Raw genomic sequence first — 14,759 nt, 5'->3', positions numbered from 1 at the left:
CTATCAAAATCTTATATTTTGTTTTCTTTCACTTGATCTAATATGTTAGGTAATTCATTTATTGGCAACAAACCTTCTTCTGAATTAAACTTTTTAAATTCTATTTCTGTAATCTCCGTACCAAGAACATACTCTCCTATAACGATTTCAAGAAACTCCAATACTGCGTTACTATGTTCCACGTCTTCTCGAAACTCTTTAATATACAAAATAAGGTAGAATTCTTCTTTCTCTTGATCTACTTCATACGTGAAAAAGACATCTTCACGACTAACTTCAAACCCATTAGATGAAATTGCTATATCATCGTCATTTCGCTGGTTAAATGCTATAATAGTGAATCTTTCCAACTGAGGTGCAGCTTCCACTAACCGTATCACGTCTGGGAAATTGTTAGGATTGCCATATGCGCTAATTGTCAGCTCGCGTTTTTTGTCTTTGTTTTCTTCTAATTCAATCGAAAATGATAATTGGCGGTTTACCTTACTCGTCACCGCATCTAATTCTTTTAACAATTTCACAGAATGCTCGTCCCTTATCAAATATAATTCTTCTTCATGTTCCACAAACCATTCCCAAAATGCTTCAATAGGATCTTTTCTTTTAAATATATTCCGGATCAAATTAACACTCCTTTTATATGAAAGATTTTTTTTCTAATTTCTATTCATAATTTGTTATCATATCGTACATTTGTATGGTAGTTTCCATTGGCTCAATGCCAAGTTCCTGTTCAAGTATAGTAACACAACGGTCATACCATTTTACAGATTGGGAGCGGTTTTGTAATTGATAGTAAGCGTACATCAACAGCCGATATGCTTCCTCCCAAGTTCGATCTATTCGTAGGAGCTTCTCAGCCCAATAAATTGTTTTTTCGAACTCCTTTAACCTGGTACTGGTTTGTGCTAGTCGTTCTAACACGGTAATGTAGAGTTGTTGTGCATTTTCTCGATCATGGGAAATCCATTCTATTGTTGTCTTTTCTTCATACAATTGGCCTTTGTACAATTTTTCAGCTTTTAATAGTGACTCTTTAGATATCACTGGGTTATGTTCATTTAATCCTTTATCAACATAATGATGAAAATTATCGATATCGCTAGCAATCGATACATTAGGGTTCAATCGATACATCGACTGCTTGCGCACAATGAAAAAGGATTCCTCTCTTGCTAACCGATTTGGTTCAATTACTTTTAATAAAGAATTCAAGGTTACTTTAAAATCACGGTCCATGTTTTTTTCATTGCTTTCTCCCCATAATGCATGGATAATTTCTTCCTTTGGGACAAAGCGGTTTTTATTCATAAATAAATAAGCTAATAATTCTTTTGCCTTATCTCTTTGCCATTTTCGTTCGCTAACCTCTTTATTGCTCATATAAAGAGTAAAGGGTCCAAGCAGGTGTATTGTAAGTTGATAACCTGGGTAATTACTCACTGTATTTATCTTTAATATATTAGAAACAGTATTTACATCAATTGAGTCCGGTTTTGCGATAAGCGCTTTTTGGAGAATAGGATAATGCATTTGCAAATCATATGGTCCAAAAACCGTTTTTCTTTGTAAAAAAAATACGAAATCAAAACGAACACATAAAGTTGCAAATCTTTCTGCGTAATGAATGAACACGTCTTGATTTTCTAAATGGTGATGAATTATCATTAGCCAATAGTCCGATACCATTTCACCATAAACATCCCCACTAATTACAAACAGTCGATTAGCCTCATGAACTGTTTGTAATGCTTGATGGTGTTCATCATTTTCAAAATAAACTATTGTTAAACAGATCAATATATATGCAGATAACCAATAATCATTCCCCTTGTCCGTTTCTCGGAGACCTTTTTCACCGTATGAGATCGCCTCTTGAAAGCATCCTTGTCTGGACTTTAAAATGGATAGTCCCATATAAGGTTCGGCTTTACCCCTAGAAACATTCAACTCTTCCATTCGATTCACAGCTTTCAAGTAATAAGTTTCAGGCGTTTCCATATCAAATGGATTGTCTAATATTTCTGCATGTCCTCTACGAATCCATCCTACCGCCTCAACAAAACCTGACTTTTCACGATTTCCAGTTTCAATGCCTTTTATAGCCGCTTGTTTTGCATGCTCTACTTGTCCCATTAAAGAATATATAAAGGAAAGTAAAACCTCTGTCTCTCGATGAGAATCAGGTAAACTATTTTCATCGCTTATCCTATTTTTTAATATTTTCAGTGCTTCATTTAGCATACCTGTCCGGAGCAGAATTCTAGCATCCAAATTTCCTTCTCTTAAAATAGCTGCCTCTAACTTTTCTTGTTGAACAAATTTATTTGCCTCTTTTGCTTTTCCCAAGTTTACTAGATTTTCCGCTAATAATCTCTTTAATAATAACATTTCATGCCTTGTCATATCCGTACTCATCTCAGACCATTTAACAGCTTCTTCTAAAAAAGGTTTTGCAAATGCCGGTTGGATAGTATCTAAATAGATATGCGCAATTCCAGCATTGCCTCGACTATGATACAAATGGTTATTATGTTCCTTGGCAAAGTTGATACATTTTTCATATGCTTTTTTAGCTTTTTCATAAAAAGCTCTATATCGATGACATTCACCTTCGTAATAATAAAGCTCATAGAACTCTTCTTTTCTTTCTTCAGAAAGATGTTCTTTTAACAAATCTAACAACCAATCGAATTGTCCAGATTTGATCATCATTTCCGCAAACTGAACAATCGTCTGACCTAGAAAAAAATCATCTTTTGCTTTTACCGCATGATGAATAGATTGGACTAAATTATTCTTTTTACTGTAATATGCGGCGGCTCTTTTGTGTGTTTCCACGTAAAGAGCTTGATCTTTTTGTAACCACTTTGTTTCTAAATATTGTTGGAACAAAGAATGGTATCGATAGGCGCCGGTATCGCTTAATGCTTGGATGAAAGCATGGCTACTCGCTAATCTAACGAGATTTCTTGCTTCAATCTCTCCGAAAAAAGCATGAATATCTTCTAGAGTAAAGGTTGGAAAGATACTAAAATTTAATAAGGATTGCTTATCTTCTTCGTTCATCCGTAAAAATACTTCTTCGGATAAATAGGAAAATAGATCTTTTAAAGCTGGATCAAAAAGTTCTGCTATTTGTTTACTCGTCTCGGCAACTTGCATTGCTATCAAGTGAATAGCGATTGCCCAACCCTCTGTTAGTTTCATAATTTCTTCCGCTTCGTTCAATGAAATCGTTTTATCAAAATAATCCTCAAAAAATACTTGAATTTCTTCTTCACTAAACATAAAGTCTTTTTCGCTAATTTCAACTAGCTGTCCTTTTAATTTTAGCTTTAATAATATAGTCCATTTAGGTCGAATTCTGGATGCGACAACAAGATGTATATTTGGAGGAAGGAATTCTATTATTTTTTCTACTATATAATTTATTTGAAAAACATGATCAATCAGATGAAAATCGTCTAATATAATAGTAAATGGATGATCGATTGAAACCAATTCATTACTAAATAGTGAGTACCAACGAGTTAATTCTGCTTCTTTAGGATACATAGATATTACTTCTTTTTCTATTAGACTTTCACCAAATGTAGGGATTATTTTCCGAATGCTAAGTAATAAATGTCTTAGAAAAGGAAGAATATCATCGTCTTCTTCGGTAATGGTGTACCAGGAGTATAATTCCTTTGAATCAGCATAATATTGTGCTAAAGCTGAACTTTTACCAAATCCAGCTCCACTATGTAAAAGAGATAATTTCTTATGAGAATTTGATTTTAATTTTTTTATAAGGGATGATCTTCTCATGTAAAAGGATGAGGTCATAGGAGGGGTTAATTTTGACATAATTATTGTAGTTTGTTCCATCGCTAAACCTCCATTTTCGAAGCACGTTATTTATTACTAATACTACCATATTTGTCGTTCTAATTGAATGATAATTCAGATGTCTTAGAAAATACGGAACTATGATAAAATATAATAGAGGTTTAAGGAGAGGATGAGAATCAATGGATTTTCCAATTTTAGAAACAAAAAGATTGAAGCTTTTAGAAATAACAGATGAAAATTTAGATGATATTTTTGCAATTTTTTCTGATCGAGAAGCAATGAAATATTATGGAATGACTCCTTTTACAAATAAGGATCAGGCAAAGAAACTGATAGATTCATTTGCAAGTAATTTTAACAATAAGCGTTCACTGCGTTGGGGAATTATATTAAAAGAAAGTGGTAATTTAGTTGGCACAGTTGGATTAAACAATTTACTAATTTCAAGCAAACGTACAGAGATTGGTTACGATTTACTCCCTACCCATTGGAAGAAAGGAATTGTTTCGGAAGCAGTTCAGGCTGTAATTCAATATTGCTTTCAAGAATTAGAGCTATTTCGTATCGGTGCAGTGACATTTCCTGAAAATGAAGCTTCCTTCAAATTATTATTAAAATTAGGTTTTCAAAAAGAAGGATTATTAAGAGGCTATTTATATCAAAATGATCAATCGAGTGATGCACTAGTTTTCTCTTTAATAAGACCTGATTGGGATAAGAGAGAAATAAAAGAAATCTTCTAATTTCGCATTTTCCGTCGTTTTCGGAGTATAAAGGACTGTATGTTTGCTACAACAGTATCGAGTAATTTTAAAGAAGAGGGTTGTGATGAACATCACGTCCCTCTTCTTTATTTTGTACTTGAATTCTCCATACAAAAAAGGACCTAATTCATTAAGAATCAGGTCCTTTACATATTATCTTACGCTTCTAACATTTTGTTACGTAGTACCATTTGAAGGATACCACCGTGACGGTAGTAGTCTACTTCTACTTCTGAATCGAAACGAGCAAGAACATTGAATTGTTTTTCAGAACCATCTTCTGCTTTTGCTGTTACTTGTAGAATATCGCGAGGTTTTACACCTTCTGCAACATTAATACTAATTTCTTCTTTGCCAGTTAAGCCAAGACTTTCAGCATTTTCACCTGGTAAGAAGTTAAGTGGTAATACACCCATCATAACGAGATTTGAACGATGTATACGCTCAAAGCTTTCAGTAATGACAGCCTTGATACCTAATAGGTTTGTTCCTTTAGCTGCCCAGTCACGGGAAGATCCCATTCCATAATCTTTTCCACCAAGTACTACTAAACCAGTATTCGATTCTTGATACTTCATCGCTGCATCATAGATAGACATGATTTCTCCTGTTGGCCAGTAAGTAGTATATCCACCTTCTGTACCTGGAGCAACTTGGTTACGAATACGGATGTTTGCGAATGTTCCACGCATCATTACTTCATGGTTACCACGACGAGATCCATAAGAGTTGAAATCACGTACTTCTACGCCATTTTCACGCAAGTATTTACCTGCTGGAGTATCTTTACCAATCGCACCAGCTGGTGAAATATGGTCTGTAGTGATAGAATCACCAAATTTCGCAACAATACGAAGTCCAGCAAGAGTTTGAATATCACCAGGTTCTTTCGATAAACCTTGGAAGAATGGTGGGTTTTGAATGTAAGTTGATTTATCATCAAATGAATATAGAGACTCAGTTGAAGTTTCAATGGCATTCCAAGCTTCATTTTCATCAAATACGCGTGCATATTCTTTTTGGAATAGTTCACGAGTAACTACTTTAGAAAGAACGTCATTTACTTCTTCCGTAGAAGGCCAAATGTCAGCAAAGAATACATCGTTGCCATCTTTGTCTTTACCGAAAGAATCTTTTTGTAGATCGATATCTACTGTTCCAGCAAGTGCATATGCAACTACTAGTGGTGGTGAAGCTAAGTAGTTCGCTTTTACAAGTGGGTGAACACGTCCTTCGAAGTTACGGTTACCAGAAAGAACAGAAGTTACAAACAAATCTTCGTCAACGATTGCTTTTTCTATTTCAGGTAGTAATGGTCCAGAGTTACCGATACAAGTTGTACATCCGTAACCAACTGTATTAAATCCAATTTCATCTAAGAACTTGTCTAATCCTGAATCTTGTAAATAACCAGTAACAACTTTTGAACCAGGAGCTAATGATGTTTTTACATAAGCAGGAACAGTTAAGCCTTTTTCTACCGCTTTTTTAGCAACTAATCCAGCAGCTAACATTACGTAAGGGTTTGATGTATTTGTACAAGAAGTGATTGCAGCGATTGCTACAGCACCAGTTGGGATTGCTACATCTCCATCCGCAAATTTTGCAGTTGCAGTTTTGTCGAATTCTTTTTCATTCAAACCGAAACCTTGAGTACCTTGAGGAGCAACTACTGCTTCACGGTAACGAGCTTTCATATCTGATAGAGGAATCAAATCTTGTGGACGTTTTGGTCCTGAAAGGTTTGCTTCAATATCTGCCAAATTAATTTCTATAACATCTGTATATACAGGTTCTAAAGTTGGGTCAAAGAACATGTCATTTGCTTTTAAGTAAGCTTCTACTACAGCAATATGCTCTTCTTCACGACCAGTTAAACGTAAATAGTTAAGTGATTCTTCATCAATTGCGAAGTAACCACATGTTGCACCATATTCTGGAGCCATGTTTGCAATTGTAGCACGGTCAGCAAGTGGTAATTTAGATACCCCTGGTCCGAAGAATTCTACAAATTTACCTACTACGCCACGTTGACGCAATACTTGTGTTACTTTAAGTGCTAAGTCAGTAGCAGTTGTTCCGTTTGGAAGATCGCCGGTTAATTTAACACCGATAACCTCTGGAATTGGGAAGTATGATGGTTGACCAAGCATACCTGCTTCTGCTTCAATACCACCAACACCCCATCCTAATACACCAAGACCATTAATCATTGTTGTATGTGAGTCAGTACCAACTACTGAATCTGGGAATGTTTCTAAAGTGCCATCTGGATTTTCATTCACGTGTACGATTGGAGCTAAATACTCTAAATTTACTTGGTGAACGATACCAGTAGCTGGTGGAACAGCGCGGAAATTATCGTATGATGTTTGAGCCCATTTTAAGAAGTTATAACGCTCAGCGTTACGTTCGAACTCAAGATCCATATTTGCTTTTAATGCAGTTGATGTACCATATTTGTCAACTTGTACAGAATGGTCAATTACAAGGTCGACTGGAATAGCAGGGTTAATTTTATCTGGATTTCCACCCATTTCATTCATAGCTGAACGTAATGAAGCTAAATCTACTACTACTGGTACGCCAGTAAAGTCTTGTAGTACAACACGGGAAGGTTTAAATGGAACTTCTGCCTCTGTGTCTGCATCTTTACCCCATTTTGCTAATTGGTTTACATGATCTTCTTTAATAACATATCCATCATATTGTCGCAAAACTGATTCTAATAATACTTTAATTGAATAAGGAAGGCGTGATACTTTTGCGATACCAGCTTCTTCGATTGCAGCTAGACGGTAGTAGTTATACTCTTTACCATTTAGCGAAAAAGAAGCGCGGCTGTTGTGTAGGTTACTATTTGCCATTATTATTCCTCCTAATGTCTATTGAGAAGACTCTATCTAGTGACTTTTCTCCACTCCCTATCATACTCGAATAAAGTCTATAAGTAAATTACATTAAAATTATTATAAGTGATAATTATTCCTTATGACCTTTTATTTTTTCAATCGTTTTTTCTAATTGTCTTAAATGTCTTTTTTCATGATATCCTACAAAGGAAAACCATTGAACTAACGGTAATTGTCCAAATATAGGATGTTTTAATGATTTGTTATTAAGTGTTTCCTTATCGGAAGATTCATATACAGTGAGAAGTTCCATCCGAGCGGTATGAAGAGTGGTTTTCATCTCTTCAATAGTTTGGAATTCAGTAGACGGCATAATATAGGTCGGTGCTTTAGCTTTGATAATACGTAATGTTGTAAGTTGTATTGGCTTTCTTCTTGCCTTCGGGCTTTTGGGATTAGCTAATTGATACGTAATACCATCCTTAATAACATTCTCAAGCTTTATTAAGTGTTCGATGATTTCTTTTGGTGACCATGCATCTAGTTCGGGCTTTTGATTGAATTGTTCATCATTTAAAAGTTCTAACTGTTTGAATAAAGCCGCTCTAATTTTATTATTCTTTTCTATAAACATTCGATTCCTCCAAACTTATTTATTCATTTTTTATATACCCTTCCTGATTAACAAACAATCCAACATTTTCTTTTGAACAAAAATATGAGAGAATAATCCATTAGAAAGGAAGTTTTTTATGATTGCTTTAAAAGAAATGACACCAATTAACGATCCGTGGGAAGCTTATCGAGACATCGAAGAACACGGAAATCTTACATTATCCAATATAGAGTTTACTACTACACACCTGTGTAACATGCGTTGTGCACATTGTGCAGTTGGGTACACTTTACAAACAAAGGACCCTCTTGCTCTTCCGATTGATTTGATTTTACAACGACTAGAAGAAATTCCACACTTGAAAACGATTAGTATTACTGGTGGAGAACCGATGCTATCTAAGAAGTCTGTGACTCAATATGTTTTGCCACTACTAAAGTATGCACATAATCGTGGCGTTCGTACACAGATTAACTCCAATCTAACACTTGAACCTGAAAGATACTTGTTAATCGCTCCTTATTTAGATGTACTACATATCTCTCATAACTGGGGAACCATAGATGAATTTGTCGAAACCGGCTTTGCAATGATGGAGAAAAAGCCTACATATGAGCAACGTGCACGACTTTTTCAACGAATGATTGATAATAGTAGAATGCTTTCTGAAGCTGGGGTTATGGTTTCTGCCGAAACAATGCTGAACAAAAAAACTCTTCCATATTTAGAACATATTCATCGACAAATCGTAGATGAAATGAAATGTGCTCGTCATGAAATACATCCTATGTATCCTTCCGATTTTGCTAGTTCCTTAACTTCACTTACATTGGAAGAAACACACGAGGCTATAGAGAAAATTTTAGGCTTCCGAGATGAGAACGTTTGGATGCTGTTTGGAACATTACCATTTTATCCATGTAGTAAAACGGAAAGAAGCCTTCACTTGCTTAATCGTTTAAATAATAGTAAAAATGTATCCGTACGAAATGATCCGGATGGTAGATCAAGATTAAATGTTAATATCTTCTCTGGTGAGGTTATTGTGACGGACTTTGGTGATGCACCGCAGCTTGGTAACATCCTAACGGACACCCTTCCGTCTATATTTGAAAAATGGATGGCTTCCCCACTTTCCAAAACTCTTAATTGTCATTGTCCTGCAGTAAAATGTTTGGGCCCTAATATACTAGTAAAAAATATGTATTATAAAGAAGATACATTTGTAAGTGGGTCAGTAAAATAAACATAGAGAAACCGAACGTTAAGTTAACGTTCGGTTTCTTTCAATACAATTAGTTTACATAATAAAATTATTTTTTACTCTAAACTGTTGACTTAGTTTTAATGAATGGAAAAAAATTCGACAGCAAGGTCTAATAAAAATATAGTGTGAAGAATCACAAACCATATTGCTTGTTTATTCAACTTTTTTGTCATTTGTCTATCCATATTTTCCACTCCCCTTTTTGCAATTATAATATGCATCATTCAAAAAAGCAAAATATTTAGAACTTTCCATTTTAATATTTTCATAGCTTTATTATTTTATATTATTCATAATAAGAAGAAATGGAAGGGAGTTGTTTAATGTTGAAAAAAGCTTTAATTGTTGTGGATTATACAGTTGATTTCGTGGCAGATAACGGAGCATTAACATGTGGAAAACCTGGACAATTAATAGAGGATTCAATTGTACAGTTAACGAAAGAATTTATAGTAAATAATGAGTTAGTTGTTTTTCCTGTAGATCTGCATGAAGAAAATGATCCTTATCATCCTGAGTCAAAACTTTTTCCAGCCCATAATATTCGTAATTCCCCAGGTCGTGAATTATACGGAAAGTTAAATTTAGTATATGAAGATAACAAAGAGAAAATAATTTGGTTGGATAAAACACGTTACAGCTCATTTGCAGGTACTAATTTACATCAGATTTTAACAGAACGTAATATAGAAGAGATCCACATAGTAGGAGTTTGTACAGATATTTGTATTCTTCACACTGCAGTTGACGCTTACAATTTAGGCTTTAGAATTGTCATTCACGAAAATGCTGTAGCAAGCTTCAATGAACAGGGACATGACTGGGCTCTAGGTCATTTTGCAAACTCTCTTGGTGCATTAGTATTAAAAAAATAATCGCTCGATGTTTAGTTCTTCTCATTTATGGATATATAAAGAGTGTTACCATATCAACATTCTTAAAGGAGATGAAATAAATGGGATTTATATTATATCTAATTATTGGTGGTATCATCGGATGGCTAGCAGGATTAATTTTAGGTAAAGATATTCCAGGTGGTATTATCGGTAATATTATTGCGGGTATTATCGGAGCTTGGATTGGTGGGCTAATATTCCCAGACATGGGTCCAGTTATTTGGGACATGGCAATCATTCCAGCTTTAATTGGAGCTATCATTTTAGTTGCAATACTTAGTCTTATTTTAAAAGCTATGCGAAAATAATAAAAAGGATGGGTTGTTATAACCCATCCTTTTTATTTTCTTTTTTTATAGAAGCAGCTTGAATTTCGTCTAACTGACTTTCGTATAAATTATAAAAATGTAGAACATCCTCAACATATTTATCACTTCTGTTATAATTGAAAATCGCTTTTTCAATTTCCCCATCTGCAGCCCCACTAGCTGCTAAATAATTTGCAGCACTAAAAATTGCATCTTCCATATCATATGGATCTGCCTTACCATCCCCATTTGCATCTACTCCGTAGCCACCATACTTAGCGATTATATCTGGGTTCACTTTATCCTTATCTGGTATATCCCCTTTCCCTAAGCCATCACAACTAGGATGAGACCAACCGACAAAGGTACAAGGCATAAATTGTAAATGTCCTTCTGCTCCAACAGGAGAAAGCAATGGATCCATTGTGGAGAATTTCGTTTCAATACGATGATGAGCAGCTAAAAGTGTCCAGGGTACACCATACAGCTCTTCAGCCTTTTTATAGATGGATATATATTCTTTGGGAACGTCTAGTTTATTCTTACCTGTGGATACAGATTGAACGGATTGTGCCCATTCCTGTATAGCAGGGATTCTTTGAAGTTCTTGCCAACCGATGATTGCTAAAATATAAATAGTAATTGTGCAAGGTAGAAGTAATATTATCATCCATATTTTAGCCTTATAGGATATATTCTTTTTTTGTTTCATTGCTCTTTTTCACCTATCCCATGAATTACTTTTTATATTCTGCTAGCAGATGTTTTAGTGAAAGTGGTTTATTAAAATAATATCCTTGAAGATAGTGACACTTCAAATGATTCAAGTTAGTAACCTGGAACAGATCCTCGACACCCTCTGCCAAAATTTTTAAGTTTAAATTATGTGCTAACGAGATAATGGATTGTACGATTGCTTTAGTCTTTGGTTTATGAATTGCTTGAGTAAAGCTCTGATCAATTTTAATAATATCTACCGGCAATAGTTCCAAGTATTTGAAGGAAGAATAGCCTGTCCCAAAATCATCTATTGCTATTTGAAATCCAATTCTTTTTAACTCTTGTAATGATTTTAACACAAAATCAGTATACTCCATGATAATTGATTCGGTTATTTCTAAAACTATTTTATTCGGATGTATATTGGTTTCTTCTAGTATTTTCTTCGTTCGCTTAATATAATCTTTTTGATAGAATTGACGGGCAGATACATTAATGCTAAACAACATTTCCTTCCCTATTTCCTTTTCTATGATAGGGATGCTTCTACATGTTTCTCGTAAAACAAAGTCACCAATTTTAATAATATGTCCACTCTTTTCTGCAACTGGTATGAATTCTCCGGGAGAGATTATTTTATCTTCGTGCTTCCAACGGACAAGTGCTTCAACTCCAATTATTTCATTTGTTTTAGAAGCAATTTGTGGCTGAAAGTTTAAGTACAGTTCTCCTTTATCTAATGCGTTATGTAAGCCCTCTTCTAGGTATAATTCTTTGTTTGCTAAGTCGGACATTTCTTTCCGGTAAGGTACGTGTTTAAGCCCACCATTTTTTTTAGCTTCGTCAGCTGCGAGCTCTGCAAACCGTAATAATTCAGAAGCATTTCTCGAGTCAATTGGACAATGAACAGATCCAACACTTATCGAACTTACGATCTCTTTCCCATATATAAATAGTGGATTTGTGGAATCTATTAAAAGAGTTTCGACAAATTTTACAACTTCATCATAGGAACGATTTCTTAATATGATTACAAATTCGTCTGCTCCCCATCTTGCTACCATACCTGAAGAAACAACATATTTATTATTCCTTAAACGGTTTGATATATCCATCAGGACTAAATCCCCACTATCATAACCATGTAAATCATTTATCATTTTGAACCGATCAAAATCAACGAATAACAGATGAAATGTTTCTTTTTTCGATATTAAATTATGTAAAGTAGCTTGTAACGATCCTCTATTTTGTAAGCCTGTCAAATCGTCTACAAATTCTTTCAATAAAAGATCCTGCTGAATCTTCCACGATTGCTTCATTAAATATAAAAGTAAAAGAGCGCTTATACCTATGTAAATAAATGATTTAATGATAGAAATTGTTTTCCCATTAGGAAAGTATTTAAATAATAATGAATCTGAAAACAAAATCCAAAGAACACTAGTAATGGTATAAATAATAACTATTTGAAAAGATATTTTTCGATATGTCTTTTTATACAATCTGTGGAACACCACCCATCTAACTTCCTAGAAAAACAATAGCATAAATTGACTATAAACAATAGTCTATTAATGTAAAAAGTAGCTATACAAGAGAATTGTTTTTTTGTAGTCTGTTAAATGGAGGTGTTTACTATGTGGCAAGACTTTAAGAAGTTTGCATTTAAAGGGAACGTGTTAGATTTAGCTATTGCGGTAGTAATAGGAGGAGCGTTTGGTAAAATCGTTTCTTCATTAGTTGAAAATATCATTACGCCAATAATTGGCTTACTATTATTCGGAGCAGATTTTTCAACGTTAAAGTACAAAGAAATTTTTTACGGAGAATTTATCCAGTCGGTATTTGATTTCTTTGTGGTTGCATTTTCTATTTTCTTGTTTGTTCGTTTATTGTCAAAATTTAAGCGTAAAGAAGACGTAGCAGAAGCTGTGGAAGAAGCTCCACCAATTGATGCAAAAGAAGTATTGCTTGAAGAAATTAGAGATTTATTGAAAAAGCAAAACAATGTTTAAAGAAGTAACAAAAATGCCTACCATGAAATTATTATTTCTTGGTTAGGCATTGTATTTTATTTTCCATCTTCAATAAGCGTTTCAACATCAATAACGATTTCTTCTTTTGGTACATCAGTTGACCCATTATAGTTTTTTACAACTACACCGTTTTGATCCACTAAATAAAATGATACCCCATGGATTACTTGGTCTGTATTGGGATCGTCTTTTACTAGTGTTTTAAAATTATCAGCTGCAAATTTGGAGATATCCTCTTGTTTATAGCCCGTTAAAAGTTGCCATTTACTGTCGTCTGCTACATCATAGTTCCCTAAATACTCTTGAAGTTTTTCTGGTGTATCGACTTCCGGATCTACACTAAAAGCTACGATGTTATAATCTTCTATTCCTTTGTCAACTAACATCTGCTGAATATCACTCATATTATATGTCATAGGAGGACACACTGTTTCACAATTCGTAAAGATAAATGTTGCCAACCATACTTTGCCTTTTAAATCATTCAAAGAAACATTTTCATTGTGTTGGTTCGTATAATTGAAATCTTGCACTTCCCAATTTGTTTGGGCTTCAAAGTTTCCACTACTACCACATCCTACGAGTACCACTACAGAAATGATAATAACAGCTATAAATTTCTTCATTGATGAGACCTCTCTTTTCTATTCATAGCCTTATCTTAACGAAACAAATATGTTCATTCAACTACTATGTCTCGTGTATTTCAACAGTTTTGTGACTAGAGTACTCATTTTAATGATAACAGTACAATTTTGATTTCTTCTAGTTTCCCTTCTACTCGGTGCATTAAATAAAATGACACGAAAATTGGAAAGCCTACATCTTGAATCAATGAAAACCACTGTTCCATAGTATCACTTCCTTTTTTAAAAAGACTCTCCTTGAAGGAGAGTCTTGGAATCTTAGATAATTTGTGTGACGTTTCGCTCAACTACTTTTGCGCTTTTCACAGCTGAAACTGGTCTTCCCGCAACATGAAACACATTGCTCGCTATGATAACTGCCATACCTGCCTCAATTTCTGCTTCTGTTAACGTGTCCTTTGGATTATCTACTGTAACCATTAACAATTTTCCGTTTTCTGTTTCAAATTGAAGTTGTAATGTTTTTGCCATTCCATTTCCTCCTTATTAATGTTAGATTATATTGGATGTTTCTACTTTTTCAGCTCCAATATAGGGGCTGTTTGAAAAGTTTGCTAGTGTGATAGCAACAGTGTCTAATCCATTCGCAGTAGCAGCTGCTAGTATATTTCGATAGGATTTAGACTTTGTCTTCATTTTCCCGTCACCTGTTAACCCTCCTTCAAATGTTAACTTCAGTACTGCTTGTTTGTATTCAAGATTTGCCATGTGTATCACCTCCTTTCAACAAGTAGATAGAGTCTTTTTAAAAGAAAGGATACATAGAGAGTGAAATTTTTTGGGGAACATCTTATACTTAATATAGAAAAACGA

The 14,759-nt window shown here is 34.3% G+C and carries 15 protein-coding genes; 5 read left to right on the top strand and 10 right to left on the bottom strand.

Features of this window, described 5'->3' with window-relative positions:
• Positions 1–11: 11 nt before the first annotated feature.
• Together PGC35_RS19320 and PGC35_RS19315 are read right to left on the bottom strand one after the other, a co-directional pair.
• Positions 12–623, bottom strand: a complete 612-nt coding sequence (locus PGC35_RS19320; protein ID WP_375220299.1) for a hypothetical protein — start codon at positions 621–623, stop codon at positions 12–14.
• A gap of 40 nt (positions 624–663) precedes the next feature.
• Positions 664–3,873 (bottom strand): AfsR/SARP family transcriptional regulator, encoded by a 3,210-nt coding sequence (locus PGC35_RS19315; RefSeq protein WP_375220298.1) that lies wholly within the window; start codon positions 3,871–3,873, stop codon positions 664–666.
• Between the two features lie 143 nt (positions 3,874–4,016).
• Between PGC35_RS19315 and PGC35_RS19310 the strand changes: the two genes are divergently transcribed.
• Positions 4,017–4,580: a GNAT family N-acetyltransferase gene (locus PGC35_RS19310; RefSeq protein WP_056829953.1), complete on the top strand. Its 564-nt coding sequence runs from the start codon at positions 4,017–4,019 to the stop codon at positions 4,578–4,580.
• A gap of 179 nt (positions 4,581–4,759) precedes the next feature.
• On the opposite strand, the gene acnA is transcribed toward PGC35_RS19310, so the two are convergent.
• A complete protein-coding gene (gene acnA, locus PGC35_RS19305; RefSeq protein WP_375220297.1) occupies positions 4,760–7,468 on the bottom strand; it encodes an aconitate hydratase AcnA in 2,709 nt (902 codons plus the stop codon).
• A 115-nt stretch (positions 7,469–7,583) separates the two neighbouring features.
• Positions 7,584–8,087 carry a DinB family protein gene (locus PGC35_RS19300; protein WP_375220296.1) on the bottom strand — a complete coding sequence of 168 codons (504 nt, stop codon included), beginning with the start codon at positions 8,085–8,087 and terminating at the stop codon, positions 7,584–7,586.
• 118 nt (positions 8,088–8,205) lie between these two features.
• Between PGC35_RS19300 and yfkAB the strand changes: the two genes are divergently transcribed.
• The 3 genes from yfkAB to PGC35_RS19285 all read left to right on the top strand — a co-directional run bounded on the left by yfkAB (position 8,206) and on the right by PGC35_RS19285 (position 10,540).
• Positions 8,206–9,315, top strand: coding sequence for a radical SAM/CxCxxxxC motif protein YfkAB (yfkAB, locus tag PGC35_RS19295; RefSeq protein ID WP_053589430.1), 1,110 nt, complete (start codon positions 8,206–8,208; stop codon positions 9,313–9,315).
• Positions 9,316–9,662: 347 nt separating this feature from the next.
• Positions 9,663–10,211 (top strand): cysteine hydrolase family protein, encoded by a 549-nt coding sequence (locus PGC35_RS19290; RefSeq protein WP_053592116.1) that lies wholly within the window; start codon positions 9,663–9,665, stop codon positions 10,209–10,211.
• A gap of 80 nt (positions 10,212–10,291) precedes the next feature.
• Positions 10,292–10,540, top strand: a complete 249-nt coding sequence (locus PGC35_RS19285; protein ID WP_053589429.1) for a GlsB/YeaQ/YmgE family stress response membrane protein — start codon at positions 10,292–10,294, stop codon at positions 10,538–10,540.
• Positions 10,541–10,556: 16 nt separating this feature from the next.
• Here the strand turns inward: PGC35_RS19285 and PGC35_RS19280 are convergent, their stop codons facing one another.
• Together PGC35_RS19280 and PGC35_RS19275 are read right to left on the bottom strand one after the other, a co-directional pair.
• Positions 10,557–11,252 (bottom strand): lytic transglycosylase domain-containing protein, encoded by a 696-nt coding sequence (locus PGC35_RS19280; protein ID WP_053589428.1) that lies wholly within the window; start codon positions 11,250–11,252, stop codon positions 10,557–10,559.
• 25 nt (positions 11,253–11,277) lie between these two features.
• Positions 11,278–12,765: a putative bifunctional diguanylate cyclase/phosphodiesterase gene (locus PGC35_RS19275; protein WP_375220295.1), complete on the bottom strand. Its 1,488-nt coding sequence runs from the start codon at positions 12,763–12,765 to the stop codon at positions 11,278–11,280.
• A 135-nt stretch (positions 12,766–12,900) separates the two neighbouring features.
• Here PGC35_RS19275 and mscL point away from each other — a divergent pair, with 135 nt between their 5' ends.
• Positions 12,901–13,278 (top strand): large conductance mechanosensitive channel protein MscL, encoded by a 378-nt coding sequence (mscL, locus tag PGC35_RS19270; protein ID WP_375220294.1) that lies wholly within the window; start codon positions 12,901–12,903, stop codon positions 13,276–13,278.
• Positions 13,279–13,334: 56 nt separating this feature from the next.
• On the opposite strand, the gene PGC35_RS19265 is transcribed toward mscL, so the two are convergent.
• The 4 genes from PGC35_RS19265 to PGC35_RS19250 form a co-directional block, all read right to left on the bottom strand.
• The gene (locus tag PGC35_RS19265; RefSeq protein ID WP_056829962.1) at positions 13,335–13,925 is read right to left on the bottom strand and encodes an SCO family protein; all 591 of its coding nucleotides are present in this window, start codon (positions 13,923–13,925) and stop codon (positions 13,335–13,337) included.
• A gap of 104 nt (positions 13,926–14,029) precedes the next feature.
• Entirely contained in the window at positions 14,030–14,152 is a 123-nt protein-coding gene (locus tag PGC35_RS19260; RefSeq protein ID WP_082355352.1) for a YvrJ family protein, read from the bottom strand.
• A gap of 52 nt (positions 14,153–14,204) precedes the next feature.
• Complete coding sequence (locus tag PGC35_RS19255; RefSeq protein WP_375220293.1) at positions 14,205–14,417, bottom strand: DUF2922 domain-containing protein; 213 nt, start codon at positions 14,415–14,417, stop codon at positions 14,205–14,207.
• Positions 14,418–14,438: 21 nt separating this feature from the next.
• The gene (locus tag PGC35_RS19250; RefSeq protein ID WP_375220292.1) at positions 14,439–14,654 is read right to left on the bottom strand and encodes a DUF1659 domain-containing protein; all 216 of its coding nucleotides are present in this window, start codon (positions 14,652–14,654) and stop codon (positions 14,439–14,441) included.
• Between the last annotated feature and the right edge of the window lie 105 nt (positions 14,655–14,759).

It is taken from the genome of Psychrobacillus sp. PGGUH221 (genome assembly GCF_042055255.1).
GTDB lineage: Bacteria > Bacillota > Bacilli > Bacillales_A > Planococcaceae > Psychrobacillus.
Note: the sequence above shows the minus strand (reverse complement) of the source record. Positions and strands in the feature narration are given on the sequence as shown.

What these genes read in the sequence shown, in the direction of transcription:
- PGC35_RS19315 (WP_375220298.1), bottom strand. Translation starts at nt 3,873, where the DNA reads ATGGAACAAACTACAATAATTATGTCAAAATTAACCCCTCCTATGACC.
- PGC35_RS19310 (WP_056829953.1), top strand. Translation starts at nt 4,017, where the DNA reads ATGGATTTTCCAATTTTAGAAACAAAAAGATTGAAGCTTTTAGAAATA.
- acnA (WP_375220297.1), bottom strand. Translation starts at nt 7,468, where the DNA reads ATGGCAAATAGTAACCTACACAACAGCCGCGCTTCTTTTTCGCTAAAT.
- PGC35_RS19300 (WP_375220296.1), bottom strand. Translation starts at nt 8,087, where the DNA reads ATGTTTATAGAAAAGAATAATAAAATTAGAGCGGCTTTATTCAAACAG.
- yfkAB (WP_053589430.1), top strand. Translation starts at nt 8,206, where the DNA reads ATGATTGCTTTAAAAGAAATGACACCAATTAACGATCCGTGGGAAGCT.
- PGC35_RS19285 (WP_053589429.1), top strand. Translation starts at nt 10,292, where the DNA reads ATGGGATTTATATTATATCTAATTATTGGTGGTATCATCGGATGGCTA.
- PGC35_RS19280 (WP_053589428.1), bottom strand. Translation starts at nt 11,252, where the DNA reads ATGAAACAAAAAAAGAATATATCCTATAAGGCTAAAATATGGATGATA.
- mscL (WP_375220294.1), top strand. Translation starts at nt 12,901, where the DNA reads ATGTGGCAAGACTTTAAGAAGTTTGCATTTAAAGGGAACGTGTTAGAT.
- PGC35_RS19265 (WP_056829962.1), bottom strand. Translation starts at nt 13,925, where the DNA reads ATGAAGAAATTTATAGCTGTTATTATCATTTCTGTAGTGGTACTCGTA.
- PGC35_RS19260 (WP_082355352.1), bottom strand. Translation starts at nt 14,152, where the DNA reads ATGGAACAGTGGTTTTCATTGATTCAAGATGTAGGCTTTCCAATTTTC.
- PGC35_RS19255 (WP_375220293.1), bottom strand. Translation starts at nt 14,417, where the DNA reads ATGGCAAAAACATTACAACTTCAATTTGAAACAGAAAACGGAAAATTG.
- PGC35_RS19250 (WP_375220292.1), bottom strand. Translation starts at nt 14,654, where the DNA reads ATGGCAAATCTTGAATACAAACAAGCAGTACTGAAGTTAACATTTGAA.